Raw genomic sequence first — 21,677 nt, forward strand, 5'->3', positions numbered from 1 at the left:
CTTTATTAGTATTTATTTACCTTTTATGCTAGAGTTTATATTACTAGTAATTATTTTGAGTTATATATGAAGCTCTTAAAATTAATAAAAGCAGCTAGTCTAATAGAGGTATTAATTGCTGTTGGAGTATTAATTTTTGTAAGCTTTGTATTTTTTTATGTATTATCAGGAAGTCTGACAAAATCTACATTGTTAACAAAGAAATCTAGATTATCAAATGAGTTAAACCAAAGAGTAAGTGAGTATATGCTTTCAAATAGTTTTGAGGACTCAAGCATTGGTAGTTTTAGCTTTTCTCAACAAGATATAACTAGTGAAGGTAATAGTGGTTTAGGAGTCGGTAATTCAACTACTGAGGGTAATCAAGGAGGGGGAACTACAGGTAGTGCTACGAGCATCGATTATAATCTAAAACAGTTTTCAGCAACAGATTCAGAGACTAATGTTAGTGTTAGGCAGAAAGCATTAGTTATTAATTAGTATTATTTCTATTTTAAAAGCTTATATAAACATTAAATTTTATAATATTACTTTGCTAAAATAGTATCTATACATATTTATATTAAATAAACATGGCTTTATACACTTACCCATCAAATAAGCTTGAGTATCTTGTTCAAGTTTTATCTAAGCTTTTAGATGTTGAAAAAAAGAATTTATTTACTCCGACTCAATTGATAGTTGGGAGTCGTGGTATGCAACATTGGTTGAGTATGCAGTTAGCCGAGAGTCGTAGTATTGCGATGAATCTTAAATACGATATGATTAATGGCTATATTCTGGATATTTGTTATGAACTGACGAGTAAACAAGAGCATAAAAAAGCCTATACAAAAGATGTCTTAACATGGCGAATTTTTAAGAGTTTAGACTCTGTAAGCATTTCTAAACTTGAAGAATACTATAAAGACAGTGATCTAAAGAAGTACCAACTATCTATAAAAATTGCTGAAACATTTTCAAAATATTTATCCTATCGTACCGAATGCTTAAAAGGCTGGGAGAAGGGCGAATGTATCAATCAAAATAAGCCAGAAGAAGATGAAAGCTGGCAAATGACTTTATGGCAAAAGCTTGTGGAGGATGTTCCAGATACACCATATAAAGTTCAAGAACAAGCAATAGCTATGTTTAGTAAAGCAAATATACAAAAGCTTAATATTCCAGAAAATATCTATCTTTTTGGTATTAATACAGTTTCTCCAAAGAATTTAGACTTTGTGTTTAGGCTTGCTGAATATATTAATATTCATATTCTGTATATAAATCCATGTAGTGAATATTGGTATGATTTTCATAGAGATAAAGTTTCATTATGGTTGGATAGTGAAGATTATGAACAGCAGCCTCTTTTAGCAAATTTAGGTCAGCAAGGGAAAGAATTTTTTAATCGATTGTTAGAAAATCAAGAAAAGCAAGAGTTAGAGATATTTGAAGATTTAAGTTTTAAAAAACTTGAGAAATCTAATCAGTGTCAGCTTGTTAGTCTACAGAGAAATTTACTCGAGCTAAACACTCAAAATCACTCTAGCCAAAAAGATTTAAGTATAAGTATTAACTCTTGCCATAGTCCACTTCGTGAAGTTCAAGTATTGCATGATAAGCTTCTAGACATGGTAAAAGAGAACCCTGATATTAAGCCTAGAGATATCTTAGTAATGTGTCCAAATATTGAGGATTACTCGCCATATATTGATAGTGTTTTCTCAAGATTTGCAGATGATAAAAAGTTACCTTGCTCTATAGCGGATAGAACTCTCTTGGACTCAGAACCTTTAGCTGCGAGTTTTATAGATTTGTTGCAGTTACCAGAGAGTAATTTTGAGGTTAATAAGATTTTAGATTATTTATCGGTGCCTGCAATTCAGCAGAAGTTTAATATATCAGATGAGCAATTAGAAACTATCCATTATTGGTTAAAAGAGTCATGTATTCATCATAGTAATGATGGTAAAACTTTCTCATGGAGCTGGGGGCTTAAGCGGTTAATGTTAGGCTTTAGTTATAGTGATGAGAATGAAATTGTAAATGATGAATTTATGACTGTACCTGTCATTGAGGGAAGTGAAGTTGCCGAACTTGGTGGCTTGTATGAACTGCTGGAGTTACTAGCAGAATATTCACAAGAGCTTCAAGTATCAAGAAGTTTTAATGAGTGGCAAGTTTATCTCTTAGAAATGTTTGAGAATGTATTCGATGTTACAAATGAAGAGCAATATATAGCCAAAAAAATTAAAGATATAATCGCTAAAACTGTGATTGATGCAAAAGAGATTGTTGATGATATAAAAGTTGATTTATATACGATTAGATATTGTCTGATTAGTCAGTTATCAGAGCCAATTATTAATAACCACTTTTTAAATGGTAAGGTTACATTTTGTTCAATGACTCCAATGAGAAATGTGCCTTTTAAGGTAGTTGCAATGCTTGGGTTAAATAATGGTAAATTCCCTCGTCAAGAAAACGCTATTAGTTTTGATATTATGACAAGGTTAGGACGAGAAAAAGGTGATAGAACTAGGAGAGATGATGATAGGTATTTGTTTTTAGAAGCAATTTTGTCAGCTCGAGAGTATTTATATATTAGTTATATTGGTAGAAGTATTAAGACAAATACAGAGCAGCAACCTAGTTTGATACTTCAAGAATTGATTAATTATTTGAAAGCTAATTATGGTTGGCAGGATAACGATATAAAAGAGTATCCATTACATGCCTTTAGTCCTAAATGTTATTCAGATAATTATAGAAGTTATGATGAAGCTTGGTTGAAGTTATTGCAGGCTGATTCGCAGAAGTTTTATGACTCTTGTAGGTCGCTGAGCGGAGTCGAAGTGCCGATCGTAAATAGATCTGATTTAAGTACAAATTGTAAACAACCACGACAACTATCTATCTCAAAGCTCATCAAAATATTTGATGATCCTATTAAAGCTTATGCAAATTATAGCTTAGAGCTGTACCTAGAAGATAATATTGAGGAACTAGAAGATAGTGAGCCTTTTGATATAGATAACCTTGAGAAACATAGTTTAAAACAAGAATTGTTTGATGTTCTAAAAGATGGTGGGGATATAAGTAAAACAAGAAAAACTGCAAAATTAAGTGCTAAATTGCCAGAGTCAGTACTTACTGATGACGGTATAGATTCAGAGATTGAGAATATACAAAAGCTACTAGGTGCAATGAATTTACCTAGTTATGAGAGTAAATACTTCCAAAAAGAAATACTGGGGCTTGAACTTGAGGCAGACTGCTACATAAGAGATAACCAAATAATGTTATATACAACTTCATCTTTTAGGATCAAGCATAAGTTTGAGCTGTATTTGGTAGCATTACTGGTTGCATGCGAAGAGCAAAAAGATATCACGGCGATGTATCATTATTTAGATAAAAAAACTGATGGGACATATAAACAAGAGACTTTTGAAATACCGCAAGTTGGGTATTCTAATGCAAAAGAGAAACTAGAGCATTATGTTTGTCAGGCAATAGAAATAGTTAGTGAACCTAAACTTGTTTATTTATCTTTGGCTGAAGCTTTATTTGCAGATGGTAAAAAAGGCAAGAAAACAGCTAGGCAAATTCAAGGAGCTTGGGATAAGGTTATTTCAGATGAAAATAATTTCAAGTCATTGGATAAGAACGAGTACTTTAATCTTTTTTATAATAAACCTCCAGCTGTCAGTGAGTTTGAGGGCGAGGATGTTTATAGAGAGTTTTTTGAGATGTTGAATAAAGATAATAAACCTCTAAACAATTAATAAAATAAGTTAAAATATTGAAAGTGGTTCAAAGAAGATATAAACGATGAAAATAGAAAAACTAAATGATAATACAAATATTACATCTAATAGTAAACAGCTAGAAATTTTAAAAAAGAACTTTCCTGAGTGCTTTGATAAGAATGGTAACTTTCTACCTGAAAAACTAAATAATATCATCAAATCTAGTGGCACTGATATATCAAAGGAATCTTATGGAATCACATGGTTAGGCAAGTCCTATGCAAGACTTTTAGCAAATGAAACTCCTCTTACACTTATCACAGAAGATAGAGAGCATAATAACAAAGATGAAAATAAAAACTCTCAAAATATGCTTATCAAAGGGGATAATTTAGAAGTTTTAAAACATTTGAAAAATGCTTATAGTGAGTCTATAAAAATGATATATATAGACCCTCCATATAACACTGGTGGAGATGGTTTTGTATACCAAGATGATAGGAAATTTACAAAAGAGCAATTAAGTGATCTAGCAGGTATTTCTATAGATGAAGCTAGTAGAATTTTAGAGTTTACTCAAAGTAAATCAAATAGTCATAGTGCTTGGCTTACATTTATGTATCCTAGACTTTATATAGCTAGAGAGCTACTCAAAGAAGATGGTGTGATATTTATCTCTATAGATGATAATGAGGTTGCACAACTTAGAATCCTATGTGATGAGATTTTTGGTGAAGCAAATTTTGTTGCTAAGTTTGTAGCACAGACAAATCCTAGAGGTAGATCATTAGATAAGTTTGTAGCTAAAACTTTTGAATATATTTTATGTTATGCTCTCAATGTAGATATTTCTAGCAGTATATTTGGTATCCCTAAAACAGATAAAGCTTTAAATGAATATAAGTATAGTGATAATAAAGGCAAGTATAGGCTGCTAGAATTAAGAAATAGGAATCCTGAGTTTAATAGATCTAATCGTCCAAATTTATATTACCCAATTTATATTAATCCAATAAATAACGAAGTTTCTTTAACTAAATCTAACTTATTTTACGAATGTGCTATGCCCATTAATTCTAAGGGGGAAGACGGATGTTGGACATGGAGTATCAAAAAATTTGAAGCTGAAGTAAATGACTTAGTTGCAAATCTAGCTTCAACAGGAATATGGAGAGTGTTTAGGAAAGATTATATCCCAGAAGGAGGAGCATTCACAAAAGAAAAATCAATATGGTTAGATAAAGCAATAAATCATGAAAATGGTAAAGAGAGATTGGGTGATATTTTTAAGTTATCAGGAAATCAAGTTCCTTTTAGTTTTCCAAAATCTACTGATTTGATAAGTAAATGCATCAATATAGCCATGACTAGAAATGATGTAATCCTAGACTTCTTTGCTGGTAGTGGTACAACTGGCGATGCAGTTATGCAACTAAATGCAGAAGATGGTGGTAAACGAAAATATATCTGTGTGCAATTAGATGAAACTATTGAAGAAACTAAACCTGCTTATGAATTCTGTATAGAAAATAATCTTAAACCAGTCATTTCATCAATTACACAAGAGAGGCTTATAAGAGCAGCTAACAAAATTCAAAAAGATACAAAAGAAGAATTTGATGCCGAAAACTCTAAAAAGAAACCTAGTGAAGAAAAGTTAGCTGAATTAGAGCAGAAACTAGAAAACATCAAAAACCAAGATTTTGGTTTCAAAGTATTTGAAACAAGACCTCTTATAGATGGTTTAAATGATTGTATTGAAAACTATAATCAATTTGAGTTATTAGAAAATGATTTATCAGATGATGAGATACAAGCTGTTCTAACAACATATAAAGTACATGATGGAGCTTTATTAAATGCTGATTTTACTGAAGTTAAATTAGATAACTACACAGCATATATGGTAGAGGATAAAATCTATTTCATGAATAGAGATTTCACTACAAGTGCTCTAAAAGCATTTATTGAAAAAATTGATAGTGATAAATCTTTCAAACCTACTAAGTTAGTTATCTTTGGATATAATTTTGATAGCAAACATCAAAGAGAAATAAAAGAAGCTATCACATCTTATACAAACAAAAAATCTATAGAAATAGATATGATTGTGAGGTACTAATCGATGTCTGGATTTAACTTTGAAAAAGACTTAGATCACCAAACAAACGCTGTTAATGCAGTTTTAGAAACATTTTCAGGAGTATCTGTTTCTGATAATAAAGATAAAACTATAGCAAGTGTATCTAACCCTATAGTAGAGCTAGGTGGTAATCTTTTATATACAAATCTAAATAAGATACAACAAAAAAATAATATTGATACATCAAAAAGAAATAAGAATAGTAATGTCTTTGATATATCTATGGAAACAGGTACTGGTAAAACCTACACATACACAAAGATGATGTTTAAATTACACAACAATCTAGGTGTAGGTAAGTTTATTGTGATTGTCCCAACATTATCTATCAAAGCAGGTACTGTAAACTTTCTCAAAGCAAAGGCTACTAAAGAGCATTTTAGACAAGATTATAACTGTGATATAAAAACCTATATTGTGGAGAGTCAGTCAGGCTCAAAGAAAAGTAAAAAGAGCTATATGCCACAGGCTGTACGAGAGTTTGTCGAGGCTAGAACAGATACTAAAAAAATTCATGTACTTATAATTAATGCAGGAATGATAAATTCGGATACGATGGCTACAAATTTTGATATAAATTTATTTGATAAGTTTTCTAGTCCATTTACTGCAATTTCATCTACTAAACCATTTACAATAATAGATGAGCCCCATAAGTTTGGTACAGACAAAAAAACTTGGAAAAATATTCAAAAATTTAACTCTCAATATATTTTTAGATATGGTGCAACATTTGATGATAAATATGAAAATCTAATATATACACTCACAGCAATAGATGCTTTTAACCAAGATTTGGTAAAAGGTGTTGTAACACATATAGAAGATTTCAACCAAAAAGAAAATGCTTGGGTAACACTTACAAATACAGATGGTAAAGAAGCTACATTTGAGCTAAATGTAAATGGTAAAAAGAGCAGTTACAAACTGATAAAAGGTGCTAGTCTAAGCAAGATTCACAATGCTATGCACGATTTAAACATTGAGAATCTCAATAAAACAAAGGTTGTATTATCAAATGGCTTGGAGCTAAAGAAAGGGGACAAAATAAATCCATACTCTTATCACCAAAGCTTACAATCTAGGATGATTGAAAACGCAATCAAAAGACATTTTGAATTAGAGAAAGAATATCTAACTCAAGATGTTAAAATCAAACCTCTTACGCTATTTTTTATAGATGATATAGCAGGATATCGTGATGGCGACAATATATCAGGATCATTAAAACAAGAGTTTGAAGAATTAGCTACTCAATATATTATAAAAACCACATTAGAAAATGAAACAAATGAGTTTTATAGAAATTATTTACAAAAATCTTTAGATGATATATCACAGATTCATGGTGGTTATTTCTCGAAAGATAATACTGATAAAGATGATAAGATTGAAAAGGAAGTAAATGAAATATTACATGATAAAGAAAAACTTCTAAGTCTTGATAATACCCGTAGATTTATATTTTCAAAATGGACTTTGAGAGAGGGGTGGGATAATCCTAATGTTTTTCAAATCTGTAAGCTAAGAAGTAGTGGAAGTGTTACATCTAAACTACAAGAAGTAGGTCGTGGTTTGCGAATACCTGTTAATGAGTTTATGGCTAGAGAGAAAGGTAAAAACTATGAGTTACATTATTATGTAGACTTCACAGAAAAAGATTTTACAGAACAATTAGTAGGCGAGATTAATCAAAAATCACAGGCACTATTTGTCGATAATCCAACAAAACTAACTGATGAGATGATAGCTGAGATTGTCAAACTATATGATATTAGCGAAGATGATCTATTAGAACATTTAGATAATGAAAATGTTATAAAAAGAAGTAATGACTTTAAAGATGGAGGATATGCTAGATTAAAAGAGCTATACCCTAGAATCCTTTCAGAAACACTGAAAACTGGTAAAGTTAAAAATGCCAATGATAAGAAACCAAAAGCAACTATTAGACAAGGTAAATATGAAGAGCTAAAAGATTTGTGGGAAAAGATAAATCAAAAAGTAATATTGGAATACAAAATCGAGAGTGAAGAGCAATTCAAGCAAATACTACTTAAATATTTTCAAGAAAATAGCTATTTATTCAAGACTCAAGAAATTATCTCTAAAAATAAAAAACTAGTTTTTGAGAATGATTTGGCTTCTATTCAAGAGTTTACTAGTTTAAATATGCAGTCTTTACAAATATCTACAATGTCATATAGAGATTTTATTCGACAATTAGCTATAGCGATTAATGTAAATATCAAAACATTACATTATGTATTTGCAGAATTAAAAGATAGCATTGATATTACAAAGTTTATGAATAATCAAACTATTAGATTAATAAAAAGTGGGTTTAGCAAGTACATGTTAGATAATGCTATTGATAAGTATGAAATTGGATATAATAAAGTATCAAACACGATTCATCCTACTAAATTCACAGATGATAAGGGATCATGTTTAAGTGAAATATCTGCTATGGATTTAGGGGTTGTTTCTAGTAATGATAAAACAGCAGATGAATATTTATTCAATGAGATGTTTTATGATTCTGAACTAGAAAAACAAAATATAATGACGAACATTGATGAAGTAATTGTATTTACTAAAATTCCAAAGAACTCAATCAAAATTCCAGTAGCTGGAGGAGATACATATTCGCCTGATTTCGCATACATTTTTAAAGATAAATACGGTGAGAAAAGTCTAAGTTTAATTGTTGAAACAAAGAACAAGGCAAAAAGAACATTGTTTAAAGATGAGGAGCAAAAAATTAGACATGCGCAGCAATTATTTTCAAATAGTGAAATAAATGTAGAGTTTAAAACTCAATTTGATGGCGATAAGATTAGTGATATCTTGAGAAGCTATTTGGGAAATTAATAAGAGCATAAGTAAAAAATCATAAAATATCTGAGTTTGTGTGAGAAATAATACGTTGGGATTATACAAAAATATTTATATAAGTTTTGAAATAGCTATAGCTGCTTGTTTATGTTTCTTGCTTGGATTTTATGTGTCAGGATGGATACATAAAGGTCAATCTATCATAGGTGGATTTTGGTGCTTGATTACGGTTTCAACAATATTACAATTAAGTGTTAAAGATTCTTATTTAGCTGCTTTTCAAATATTAGTTGGTTCTGTAGTTGGAGGTGTTACAGCATTTATTTTTACGCTTACCTTTGGTTATCATTATTTAGTTATGATTTTTGCTGTGGCTATTAGTGTATTTATTACTGCAAGCATTGGTCTTGAGAATGCTGTGAAAATGAGTAGTGCTAATGCGGGTGTGATAGTAGCCTTAGGTTTATATCAACCAACTTATTCACCTTTTGTAAATACAGGTTTACGTTTGATAGAGACATTTAGTGGTACTGCGATAGCTTTATTTTTTATATTCATAAGTAGGATTTTTAAGGTAAGAACTGACGAATGAAAAATCTAGATGCAAAAACAATATCTTTACAAGGTCGACATATAATTGAGGCTAGTGCAGGTACTGGTAAGACTTATAATATTACAGAGTTGTATATTCGACTTTTATTAGAGAAAAAATTATTACCAAGTAATATTCTTGTAATGACATTCACCAAAGATGCGACCCAAGAGATTATAGGTAGAGTAGAGGCAAAAATTCGTGATGTATTAAATAGTTATACCGAAGAAAAAAAAGAGTCTAATAAAGAAAATTACAAACATCTAAAAAGAGCGCTACTTGAAATAGATGAAGCAGCTATTTTTACTATACATGGCTTCTGTAAAAAAGTTTTGAGTGAGCAAGCTTTTGCTTCAGGTATGGAGATGGATGTCTCTATGGAAGTTGATACTTCTGATATTTTACAAAAGGTTGTAGAGGATTTTTTCAGGAAGAATATTAATAAAAGTGAAACTAATTTTGAATATTTAAAAGCATATAGTCTACATACACCAGAGAAGTTTTTGGATAAGTTAAGGAATGTTGTTAGAGCTAATTATGAGATATTGGCAGATACTTTTGAGCAAGAAATAGAAAAATTAGCGAAAGAAAAACAGCAGGTTTTTGTAAATTTAGAAGTGAATAAATCTTTTATATTTGATAATTTGATATTAGCAAAAGACAAGAAGAAAGCATCTATAGACAAAGAGCAAGCAAGAATTATAGAGTGGCAAGTTATAGAAAGTTGGTTTAACGACAGTCAATTTAGCTTAATACCTAAAGAGGTCTCTGCTTTTATTAATGGTAATCGATATCGTGGTAGAGAGGACATTGCTGAGGTATTTGAAGAGATTAAAGATTTAAAAGATAAGTATTTAAAAATCAAAGATTTAGATGAGTATAAGAAACAGTTTGATGCAGCCCAATTCATCAAACAATCTTGTTTAAAAATCAGTGAAGATTTTACAAAAGCTAAAGAGCAAAAAGGAGTATTAGATTTTGATGATCTGATTTCTAAACTATGCCAAAGTGTCAAAAAATCTCCAGATTTAGTTAAAACCTTGCAACAGCAATATCCCGTTGCTCTGATTGATGAGTTTCAAGATACGGATGCACAGCAGTATGAGATATTAGATACAGTATATCCTATGAATAGAGATGATTTGTTATTATTAATGATAGGTGATCCGAAGCAAGCAATCTATGGTTTTAGAGGTGGAGATATCTTTACATATCTAAAAGCTAAAGCTAGTTGTCCAAATGATAATCAATGGAGCATGGATACTAACTGGCGCTCAACTAGTCAGATGATAAAAGCCTACAATCGTCTTTTTTATAAAGAGGATTATAACCCAGGAGCTGAAACAAAAGTTGGTGATAATATTTTTAGTGAGGGTATTGGCTATCAAATTGTTAAAGCATCTCCAAAAGCAGATGAAAAAATAAAAGATTTTGGTGATAATCTCAAGCCTATCAATTATTTCTATTATGCTGTTAAGGAAGAGGATAAAAAAGGTGATATTGATACTCAACTATCAACTTGGACTGCAAATGAGATTAGCAGACTTCTAAATTCAGGAAAAGTTGCCGAGAATGATATAGCAATATTAGTTGAGAATCGTACACAGGCAACTTCTGTTCAGCAAGCCTTGGCAAAAAATAATCTTAGTTCAGTATATCTAAGTCAACGAGATAATGTCTATCATAGTCAAGAGGCTAGCGAGATTTTGACAGTCATGGAAGGTATAAATGAACTTGAGAATAAATCATTACTTAAAAGAGCTTTATCAACTAGCTTACTTGGTGGCACAGCTGAGAAGTTTATTGAGTATACAGATGAGAATGACATCTCAGCATGGGACAATGAGATAGAAAAGGCAAAATCATTACGAAAACAATGGCAAAAGTATGGTTTTATGTCTTTTATAATGGCTGTTTTGCATGATAGGTTCACTCAAAGAGGAGAATCAAAAGAGAGAACGATTACTAATATCTTGCATTTAGCAGAGCTTATAAAGGTAGCAGAGAATAAATATAAACATCCAAACCAGCTTATCAAATGGTATCGCCAGCAAATCAAAGTTGCCGCAACAGCAGAGGGTGAGCTTAGGCTAGAAAGCGATGATAACCTTATCAAAATTATCACAATTCATGGCTCAAAAGGACTTGAGTATCCAGTAGTTTTTGTTCCCTTTGCAAGCTCATTTAATAGTAAAAAAATACAAACACAAAAAATTAATAAGTACTACGATAGTAAACTAGGTCAAATAGTTTATAAGATAGGAGAATGTGATATAGCAAAAAACTTAATTGAAAAAGAAACTGTTGAAGAATTAATGAGATTGCTTTATGTAGCAGTTACTAGAGCCGAGCATAGATGTTATATAGGGGGTTCTAAATATAAAGGGTGTGAGAATTCTCCATTAGCTCAATTTTTGAAATATAAAAAAGACGATGATTGGCTAGATAAAGTTCAAAAAATTACAGCGAATCCTGTTAATCAGAGTATGTTTATAGATATTAGCAGTTGTCATAAACCAAGCAAGCAAAGGTCACTGAGTACTTCGACTCCGCTCAGCAACCACGTAGTTGAAGTGCCGTGCTACGACGAGTTAAAATCAAAAAACATAACCCTAAAAAACGACAATTGGGAAATGCTATCTTTTTCAAAAATCTCAAAATCTAAATCTCAAAATATAGCTTTAGAAAAAGAAAATGATGAGTCGGAAGACGAGAATGTGCAAGAATTAAAGCAGAGTTTAGAGTATAGGTTTACAGCACCAAAAGGAGCAGATTTAGGTAATATCTTGCATAATGCTCTAGAGCATACAGATTTTAGTACAGGTCCGATTGAAGAAACTCTTTTGCAAGAGCAAATAGATAGATATAAAGTAGTTGCTGCAGAAGATTTTGAGAATATCAAAAGGTGGTTAGAAGAGTGCTTAGAAGCCCCAATCAAAAAAATATCACAGAGTAGAACTGAAAAATGTCCACAAACAGACTTGTTTTTAGATAACGGTAGTTTAGATAATAGTTTCTGTCTAAAAGATATTCCAAATACAAAAACATTAAAGGAAGCAGAGTTTTATTTTCCTATCACAAATAAGAAACTTTTTAAGACGAATATCATTAGTTTTTTAGAAAATTATCGTAATTTGCCAGTTAATTATAGTGAGTTTGATAATCAGAAAGTTTTTGGTATGCTTCATGGCTTTATAGATTTAATCTTTGAGTATGATGGTAAATACTATGTAGCTGATTACAAATCAAACTATCTTGGTGATAAATTAGAAAACTATAATCAACAATCAATGCAAGAGAAGAATCGAAGTAGCTTTTATGATTTGCAGTATCTTATTTATAGTGTTGCTCTAGATAAGTACCTTCAGCAAAATATAGCAGATTATGACTTTGAACAACACTTTGGAGGAGTCTATTATTTCTATCTTCGAGGTATGAAAAATGGTTTTGGTGTATATAGTGCAAGACCTTCACTAGAAATAATATCTAAGCTATCAAAGCTGTTTGATGGAGGTAAGGCAAATGTATAAGACTTTTAAAGAAGCTAGCCAAAGTCTAGATATTAGACCAGTAGATTTTTTCTTTGCTAAAGAAGTGTTAGAAGAGATAAAAGTGAGATATAAAATAGAACAAACTTCAGCAAATATATTGTTACATTTGTTAATGAAGTTAATGTCAGAATATGGGCATGGTCATAGCTGTATAAGATTAAAAGAGGTTGCTGATACAACTGTTTTTGCTTCTGATATAGCAGATGATGAACCAAAGGAAGGTTTTAAACTACCAGAACATAAGCAACTATTAAGTGTATTAACACAACTAAATTATGATAATTTACCTATTTATTTTACTAAAGACTTCGATTCTTTATATATCAAAAAGTTATGCATGTATGAAAAAGAAATAGCGGATTTCATAAAGCTAAAGACTGTTGAAAAAATTAAAGAAAATAGACGCATTGAAGAGATTGTGTACGAACTATTTGAGTCAAGTGATGAAATTGATTGGCAAAAGCAAGCTGTTATTAAAAGTTTAAGTTATGATTTTAGCATTATTTCAGGTGGTCCTGGAACGGGAAAAACAACTACAGTAGCTAAGCTTCTATTAGCTATGCAAATAATGGAGTGTAAGCAACAAAAGATAGCTCTTCTAGCCCCAACTGGCAAAGCAGCTCAGAGAATGACAGAGTCTTTGAGAAAAACTTTAGCAAATACCATTCCGTCAGGCTTGACCATGGAATCTATAATGCAGGAAAATGAGATTATGAACTACACTTCGACTCCGCTCAGTGATCTAGTCCATAATGCTTCGTCGGATAACTATTTACAAAACCTAGAAGCACAAACAATTCATAGATTCTTAGGGCTAAGACCAAACTCAAAATTTGTTAAATATGGAGAGAAAACAAAAGCACCTTTTGATGTGATAATTGTTGATGAAGCATCGATGTTGGATGTTAATATTTTTATCAAGCTAATTAGAGCTGTTGGTGAAGATACAAAGCTAATCCTACTTGGTGATGTTAACCAGCTTCCTTCTGTAGAGGCAGGCAGTTTATTAGCTAACTTTACAACAAGTATAGATGGTAGTATTTCTAAGTTTACAGCTAAGCTTATTAAAAATTATCGTTCGCAACAAAATATTAATAATCTTGCTAGTGATGTTTTATTAGGAGATGTTGATATAGCCAAACACCAAAATGAAAATATCAGTTTTTATGATTTTAAATGGTTAGATAAACAACTGCAGGTTTATGCAGATAAATACAAAGAGTTACAATTATCAGAAAGCCATAAAGAAGCGTTACATCAACTTAATAAATTTAGAGTATTAGTAGCCAATAAAAACCTTGAAATAGGTACTGATAGATTAAATCAAAAAATTGAGCAGTTACTTGGTAGAGCAAAAGATACTATCTATAAAGGTAAGCCTATAATGATAACTCAAAATAGTTATTCATTAGGATTGTTTAATGGCGATGTGGGGATTATTTGGCCAGATAACACAGGGGCTCTAAGAGCGTATTTTGATGGTAAAGAAGATCGAGCATTTAGCTTAAATATGTTGCCACAATATGAGAGTGTTTATGCTATGACAATTCATAAAACACAAGGCTTGGAGTTTGATGAAGTAGCAATAATTTTACCGCCAGAAGATAATGAGGCTTTAACAAAACAACTTTTATATACTGGAATAACCAGAGCAAAAACAAAATTAGATGTTATATCTGCACAGAAAATTTTCAAAACAGTTATAAAAAAAGATCTGCAAAGAAACTCTAATATAGCTAGGTTATTATCGTAGCTTAGAGTCTTTATGATATTATACTATTAGATACAAATTTATAAGATAACTCATGACATTTCAAGATTTTAAAATAAGTTTAGAGATAATCCAATCTTTAGAAGATAAAAATATTACAACACCAGCAAATGCCCAAAAACTAAGTTTTGAGAGTATTTATAATGGTAAAAATGTATGGTTAAAATCGCCAACAGGTAGTGGTAAAACTTTAGCTTATTTGTTACCAATTATTGAGAAACTCCTACAAGAAAAGCAATCTTTAACACAAGTGATATTTTTTACACCTACACATGAATTAGCTATACAAATTAGCAATTTTATAAATGAGACATTTTCTAGTATTGGAGTTAAATCGTTAGCTTTGATAGGTAAAGTATCTATAGAAAGACAAAAAGAAAAGCTAAAGAAAAAACCGCAAATAGTTGTAGGCTCAGTTGGTAGAATACTTGAGTTAGTAGAAATAAAAAAATTAAAAGCGAATCACTTCAAATATTGCATAATTGATGAAGCTGATAGAATGCTAGAGGATGATAGCTTAAAAACGCTTCGTAAAATCATCGAAAAAGCTAATAATCTACAATATATACTTGGCTCAGCAACTATCAAAAACCATGCATTAGATGTAGCTAGTAACTTTATAGATGATATTGAGCTTCTTGATAATTCTACTGAAAAAGAGACAATAGTTCACAGTTATATAGTTGCTGAAGGTAATCGTAAAAATGAAACACTAAGAAGCTTGATCAAGGCTGTAACACCAGCTAAAACTATAGTTTTTTTACATAAAAACAATGATGTTAATTTTGTGACCAAAAAGCTTAATGCTGCAAAAATAAATGTTGGTTCATTACATGGTGAGCAAAATAAGATTGATAGAGCAAATACTATTAGGAAATTCAAAAAAGGTGAAATTCAAGTTCTGGTAGCATCAGATGTTGCTGCAAGAGGTTTAGATATTGATAATGTAGATTTTGTAGTAAATTACGATATACCTACTAAATACGAAGATTATCAGCACAGAGCAGGTAGAACAGGACGTATGGGTAAGAAAGGTAACAGCGTGCTTATTATCAGTCAAAGAGAGCTATCATATATTGAAAAGCTCCAGAAGAAAATTATCCTTAAAGAAGGTAAGCTAGGTTTTGGCGAGTATAATGTTTAGGTTAGTCAAACTAACTCAGCAGCATAACTAAAGTAAAATAAAAGTAGTGCGTCATTGTGTCAGGTGGTCACTGAGCGAAGTCGAATGTGCTTGACCACACAATCTAACAACTAGCTTGTTATAAGCTAGTTGCTCAAGTACTACTTTTAGAAATGCTATGATATGTTGGAACAAATATCCTAACAGCTTTTCTATATCGCACACAATAGTATAAAATATCCACAAGCAATCAAAAGATATTTATATAAATAGCAAAACCTATGAATCCAAAGCATTTTTTAAATAAAGATTATACAGCTTTAGAACTTAATGATTTACAAGTTGAGATAACTAAATTAGCAGACTATCTTAATGAGCAAAGTTATCTATACCATACTTTAGATAAGCCAGTAATAGCTGATTCGGATTATGATTTATTATTCAAAAAACTTCAAGATTTGGTAGATGCTAATCCACAATTTAAACCAGCAAACTCAGTGTTGGATAGGGTCGGTGGAGAAGTTTTAGCTGGTTTTGAGACTATCAAGCATAAAAAGAAAATGACCTCATTAGCTAATGTATTTAGCATAGAGGAACTTAGAGATTTTTACGATAAAATTGAATATGATATTGAACTTGAATGTGAACCAAAGATGGATGGTCTTGCAATTAGCATTTTTTATAAAAATGGTGAGTTAGATTATGCTGTTACAAGAGGTGATGGTATTCAAGGTGAAAAGGTTACAGAAAATGTTAAAACTATACGTAATATTCCGCTCAAGCTAAACACTCAAAATCCACCACAAGAGCTAGAAGTTCGTGGGGAAATTATTTTAGATAAAAAAAGTTTTCTTGCTCTAAATGAGTATATGCAAACTAATGAAAATAAAACTTTTGCAAATCCTCGTAATGCAGCAGCAGGTAGTATTCGTATGCTAGATTCAAAGGTTGTAGCTAAGCGACCTTTGAAATTATATAGCTATGGTATTGGCTATTTTTCACAAGATTTTGTTTATCCAGAATCCCAGTTTGATTTGATGAATTTACTAAAAGAGTTTGGCTTTACAATTAGTGATAATATGTTTTTAGCAAAAACGTTTGATGATGTTGAAGCATATCATAGCAAGATGTCTCACCATCGTGCTGATTTAGCCTATGATATCGATGGCTTAGTTTTTAAGGTTAATAATATCAAGCTTCAAGATACTATTGGTTATACAGCAAGAGGGCCTAAGTGGGCTATAGCATATAAGTTTCCAGCCGAAGAAGTTGAGTCAGAAGTTTTAAATATTGAGTTCCAAGTTGGTAGAACAGGAGCAGTCACTCCTGTTGCTAGACTTAAGCCTATCGCAGTTGGAGGTGTTATAGTTTCAAATGCTACATTGCATAATATTAATGAAATCATGCGAAAAGATATTCGTATAGGTGATAGAGTGATTGTACGAAGAGCTGGTGATGTGATTCCAGAAGTAGTTAAAAGCTTAAAACAGTATCGTAATACAGATTTACCAGTAGTCCAAATGCCAACAAACTGTCCAGTATGCGACTCTCCTATTGAAAATATCAATGACCAAGCTATATACCGATGTACAGGAGGTTGGCATTGTCAGGCACAAACTACTGAGCGACTGAAGCACTTTGTCTCGCGTAAGGCTATGGATACTGATAAGTTAGGAGCTAAACTGATTGAGCAGTTGGTTGCAGCTAATTTAATTAAATACCCAGCTGATATTTATAAGCTTAATTTTGAGCAGCTAATTAATCTTGAGAGAATGGGGGCTAAATCATCGCAGAATGTTTTAGATTCAATAGTTAAAAGTAAAACTCCGAGTTTAGCTAGGTTTATATTTTCTATTGGTATTAAGGATATTGGAGAGGTTTCATCAGAAGCTTTAGCAAATCATTTTGGTAGTTTAGATAGTTTTCGACAAGCCAAGTTTGAGGAACTTATTGAGATTAATGATATTGGTGAGATTATGGCAAATAATATAGTCTCTTTTTGGCAAGATGATTTAAATATTCAGATAGTTGAAGATCTTTTAGCAGTAGGTATTGAAATTCAAAATCCTGAGAAAGTTGAGCAAGCACATCATGACAGTTTCACAGATAAGACTGTAGTTATTACAGGAACTTTTGATCAGTTTAACCGTACAGAGCTCACACAACTTCTAAAATCACTAGGAGCAAAAGTTACATCAAGCGTTTCTAAAAAAACAGATATAGTAATTTGTGGCGATAATGCTGGTAGTAAACTTACAAAGGCGCAAGACCTAGGTGTAGAAGTCATTTTAGAAGAAGATTTAAAGGAGCTATTATAAAATGATACTTCGAGGAGCCTATGAAAAAGACTTTGACCAGATGATAGATGTATGGGAAGCATCAGTTCGAGCAACGCATGATTTCTTAACAGAAAAAGATATATTGAGCTTAAGGAAACTAATAAGATCTGAAATTTTTTATTTAGGTGATATTGATATAAAAGTATTTGAAAAGGGTAATGAAATACTTGGATTTATCGGTACAGCAAATAATAATATAGAAATGTTATTTATAGCTCCAAGCTATTTTGGCAAAGGAATTGGTAAATATTTACTTGTTCATGCTATTAGAGATAAGAAATGTACAAAAGTTGAGGTAAATGAGCAAAATCCTAGAGCATTAAATTTTTATCAGAAGTATGGCTTTGTGGTTAAGTCTCGATCAGAAGTAGATCATCAAGGCAATCCGTTCCCGATCCTATATTTAGAGTTAAATAATGCTTAGAAAAGGCGATATTATATTTATAGTTGATAATACTGAGAAAAATATCTCTGAACTGTCTGTAGGTTATGGTGGTTATAGCTATTATCATTGTGCTTTATATATTGGTGATGGTGAAGTTATCGAGGCTGTATCTTCACACGGAGTAATACAAAATAGCTTGTCTAAATATGTTAATTATAAAATGTTAACTGGAAGAGTCGATGAAACAAAAGATTTTTTAGATAGAGTTGTATTACAAGCTAAAGAGTTTTTAGGTTATGGCTATAATGATTTATTCTTACCATTTACTAAAAATAAGCTCTACTGTTCTGAGCTGATACATGAGGCTTTTAACCAAGTAAGTGATGGTGAATATTTTGCACAACATAAACTGAACTATATAGCTCCAAATGATTTGGAAGTTTCTCAGTATTGGATAGATTTTTATGGTAAACATGGTTTAAAAGTGCCTCAAGGAAAATCAGGTTCACATCCAAATAACCTATCTTTAGACGAAAAGTTTATAAAGAAGGTCTTTATTTCTTAATTGTTGGAAAACTAATATTTTTTAACGTATAATTATGATTCAATATATTTGTTTAAAATAATTTTACGAAAGGGTGCTAATGGAAATAAGAAAAGCGACTCCGCAAGATTTTGAGAAAATGTTATTTATATGGTCAGAGTGTATATCTGCTACGTGTCATTTTCTTACAACATCTGAGATTAAAAAACTTGAAAAAATATTTGAAGAAAAGCATCTGGTAGACCCAGAAATTCAGTATTTTGTTCAAGCTGTGGATGGAGAAGTTTTTGGTTTTGCTTGTATAAAAGGTAAAGATCTTTTATTTTCTCCTGTTGATCCTAGATTATTCGGTAAAGGTTTAGGAGAGAAGATGATTGAATTCTTATTTAGAGAGCATGGAATTGATACAACATATGTTTATAGTTCTGATATGCATTCTCTAGCGTTTTATACTGCACTAGGTTTTGTTGTCGAAGATAAAATTGAGGATATATTCTTTGATAACCCTTATGAAATTAATAAGTTAAAGCTTTTAATTTCTCCAGTTGAGGCAGCAGATAAAATAGCTGCTAAGGGTAAGACACCTTTTTAAGTAGACAATAATAGAATCCGTCACCTTTATTTATAGAAGGTGGGATTTGATATCCAATATCTATTTTATATTTTTTTAGGATCTCTATTTTAGCTATTTCAGCGTTTTGATTTTTCTCAATAAAGGATTTAATTTGATCTTGATTCTCTTGTTTTAAAATTGAGCAAGTGATGTATAAAAGGTAACCATTACCTTCAAGGTTATTATTCCAAAGGTTTTGTAGTATTTTATTTTGCAAAGCTTGGATATCTTCAATATCTTTAACTGTTCTTAAAATTTTTATATCAGGGTTTCTTTTAATTGTACCAAGAGCTGAACAGGGAGCATCTAAAATAATTTTATCAAACTTTCCAGTAAAAGCTTCGGTTAAATCATGTTTTAAAATATCTATTGATTTATTCGGAGATATTCTATTTACATTATCTTTAAGTAGTTCTAGTCTTTTATCAATTACATCAATAGCTGTAATTTGTGCTTTTGGAGCCAACTCTAGAACTTGAGTTGTTTTACCACCTGGGGCAGCACAAGCATCTAGGATTTTATCATTATTACTTGGTTTTATAATGTGTCCCATATATTGAGCTGATAAATCCTGAATAGTGAAGTAACCTTGTTGAAATAGTTTATTACTCTTTACATCAATGGCTTTGTCAAGTTTCAAACAATTTTTTAATTCTGTATCTGCATAGACTATCTGGTTTTTTTCAAAATAATCTAAAACAACTTTGGTATCTTTAGATTCATTGAGACGAATGAACATATTAGCTTTTGAATTGCTAGCTTTTATAATATCAAAGTAATTGTCGTGATATTGTTTTTTTAGCATATCAACAAGCCAGTTAGGCATATCAATTTTTTTATAATTGTTATAGTTTTGTGTTAATAAATCGATATCTCTAGAAATTTCTCTAAGTACTCCATTTACTAATTTTTTCGCCCAAAGTATTTTTAGACTTTTACAAGCTGAAACAGTTTCATTAATACTTGCATATAAAGGCTGGTTTATCTCAAAAATTTGTAAAGCACCAAGCATTATTAAAACTTTAGCTTTGAATTTTGTTTTTTTGGAAATTAAGCTATCAATTATTTTTTTTAGTGAATAAAAATTCCTAAAAAATTCATAACATAATAGTTTAACAAAAGATTTATCTTGATCCGAAATATTAAGCTTACAGAGTTTAGAATCTAAGGTTAGAAGAGAATATTTCTTTTCGAGAATATCTAAAATAGATTTAGCTGCTAGAGCTCTGGTATTCATTACTTAATATGCTTTGCTAAGAGTTTAATAAGTTTAGGTTGAATCTTTTTGTTACCAGCAATAATTAGACTAGAGTCAAGATTATTAGTGCCATGGATATCTGTAACAATAGCACCAGCTTCTTTCATGATTATATATCCTGCAGCTAAATCCCAAATCTTTACATCGCCACAAGCCCATAAGCCATCCAAATAACCAGCCGCAAGATATGCCATATCCATAGCAATACTTCCTGAATATCTGTAACCAGAAATAGTCTTTTGTAACATTAAAAGTTCAGCAACATAACTATCGTTGAAAACTTTTCGAGAGTATTTTAAAGATGCTGAAATTAGATTATCTTTTAGATCTGTCTTTTGTGATACGCGTATTCTTTGGCCATTTAGTTGAGCTCCTTCTCCTTTATATGCACTAAACATTAGATCTAGGAAGGGATTATAAATAACACCAGCTACGATATCATTATCTTTTTTTATTGCAATTGATATACAGCAATGTGGTAAACCGTGTACAAAGTTATTAGTGCCATCAATAGGATCAATAATCCAAGTGAAACGGCTATCTTTATTACCAAACTGACCAGCTTCTTCTGTTATAAAATAGTCATTGAATCCAGATTTTTTAATATTATCAATAATAAAATTTTCTACCGCAACGTCGACATTTGTAACAGTAGTATTGTCCGCTTTTTTAGAGACTTTAATTGATCCTAGATCATTTTGAGCTTGTAGTATTAGTTTACCTGCTTTTCTTGCGATCGTTGTAGTAGTATTTAGAATAGGCTTCATTTTTTTAATGTTTTGAATA

Annotated in this window: 14 protein-coding genes; 12 read left to right on the top strand and 2 right to left on the bottom strand. The window is 31.1% G+C overall.

The window, feature by feature from the left end:
• Positions 1 to 66 precede the first annotated feature (66 nt).
• The 12 genes from QI37_RS10005 (at position 67) to QI37_RS08855 (ending at position 19,612) form a co-directional block, all read left to right on the top strand.
• Entirely contained in the window at positions 67 to 480 is a 414-nt protein-coding gene (locus tag QI37_RS10005) for a Vir family protein (protein ID WP_052399178.1), read from the top strand.
• A 92-nt stretch (positions 481 to 572) separates the two neighbouring features.
• On the top strand, positions 573 to 3,770 hold the full coding sequence (gene recC, locus QI37_RS08805) for an exodeoxyribonuclease V subunit gamma (protein WP_040010432.1): 3,198 nt from the start codon (positions 573 to 575) through the stop codon (positions 3,768 to 3,770).
• 46 nt (positions 3,771 to 3,816) lie between these two features.
• Complete coding sequence (locus tag QI37_RS08810; RefSeq protein ID WP_040010433.1) at positions 3,817 to 5,856, top strand: site-specific DNA-methyltransferase; 2,040 nt, start codon at positions 3,817 to 3,819, stop codon at positions 5,854 to 5,856.
• A gap of 3 nt (positions 5,857 to 5,859) precedes the next feature.
• Positions 5,860 to 8,751 (top strand): type III restriction-modification system endonuclease, encoded by a 2,892-nt coding sequence (locus tag QI37_RS08815; protein ID WP_040010434.1) that lies wholly within the window; start codon positions 5,860 to 5,862, stop codon positions 8,749 to 8,751.
• A gap of 40 nt (positions 8,752 to 8,791) precedes the next feature.
• Complete coding sequence (locus QI37_RS08820; RefSeq protein WP_040010435.1) at positions 8,792 to 9,307, top strand: FUSC family protein; 516 nt, start codon at positions 8,792 to 8,794, stop codon at positions 9,305 to 9,307.
• Positions 9,304 to 12,837, top strand: coding sequence for an exodeoxyribonuclease V subunit beta (recB, locus tag QI37_RS08825; protein WP_040010436.1), 3,534 nt, complete (start codon positions 9,304 to 9,306; stop codon positions 12,835 to 12,837). Before QI37_RS08820 ends, recB begins: the two co-directional genes overlap by 4 nt.
• Complete coding sequence (gene recD / locus QI37_RS08830) at positions 12,830 to 14,611, top strand: exodeoxyribonuclease V subunit alpha (RefSeq protein ID WP_040010437.1); 1,782 nt, start codon at positions 12,830 to 12,832, stop codon at positions 14,609 to 14,611. Before recB ends, recD begins: the two co-directional genes overlap by 8 nt.
• Before the next feature lie 52 nt (positions 14,612 to 14,663).
• Positions 14,664 to 15,773 (top strand): DEAD/DEAH box helicase, encoded by a 1,110-nt coding sequence (locus QI37_RS08835; RefSeq protein ID WP_052399179.1) that lies wholly within the window; start codon positions 14,664 to 14,666, stop codon positions 15,771 to 15,773.
• Positions 15,774 to 16,033: 260 nt separating this feature from the next.
• A complete protein-coding gene (ligA, locus tag QI37_RS08840) occupies positions 16,034 to 18,070 on the top strand; it encodes an NAD-dependent DNA ligase LigA (RefSeq protein ID WP_040010438.1) in 2,037 nt (678 codons plus the stop codon).
• Between the two features lies 1 nt (position 18,071).
• Positions 18,072 to 18,515: a GNAT family N-acetyltransferase gene (locus QI37_RS08845; RefSeq protein WP_040010439.1), complete on the top strand. Its 444-nt coding sequence runs from the start codon at positions 18,072 to 18,074 to the stop codon at positions 18,513 to 18,515.
• Positions 18,508 to 19,041 (top strand): YiiX/YebB-like N1pC/P60 family cysteine hydrolase, encoded by a 534-nt coding sequence (locus QI37_RS08850; RefSeq protein ID WP_040010440.1) that lies wholly within the window; start codon positions 18,508 to 18,510, stop codon positions 19,039 to 19,041. Before QI37_RS08845 ends, QI37_RS08850 begins: the two co-directional genes overlap by 8 nt.
• Positions 19,042 to 19,120: 79 nt before the next feature.
• On the top strand, positions 19,121 to 19,612 hold the full coding sequence (locus tag QI37_RS08855; RefSeq protein ID WP_040010441.1) for a GNAT family N-acetyltransferase: 492 nt from the start codon (positions 19,121 to 19,123) through the stop codon (positions 19,610 to 19,612).
• Here the strand turns inward: QI37_RS08855 and rsmB are convergent.
• Together rsmB and QI37_RS08865 are read right to left on the bottom strand one after the other, a co-directional pair.
• A complete protein-coding gene (rsmB, locus tag QI37_RS08860; protein WP_040010442.1) occupies positions 19,590 to 20,870 on the bottom strand; it encodes a 16S rRNA (cytosine(967)-C(5))-methyltransferase RsmB in 1,281 nt (426 codons plus the stop codon). The genes QI37_RS08855 and rsmB overlap by 23 nt on opposite strands.
• Complete coding sequence (locus tag QI37_RS08865; protein ID WP_040010443.1) at positions 20,870 to 21,658, bottom strand: inositol monophosphatase family protein; 789 nt, start codon at positions 21,656 to 21,658, stop codon at positions 20,870 to 20,872. Before QI37_RS08865 ends, rsmB begins: the two co-directional genes overlap by 1 nt.
• Positions 21,659 to 21,677 lie beyond the last annotated feature (19 nt).

The sequence above is a fragment of the Candidatus Francisella endociliophora genome (assembly GCF_000764555.1).
Classification (GTDB): Bacteria; Pseudomonadota; Gammaproteobacteria; order Francisellales; family Francisellaceae; genus Francisella; species Francisella endociliophora.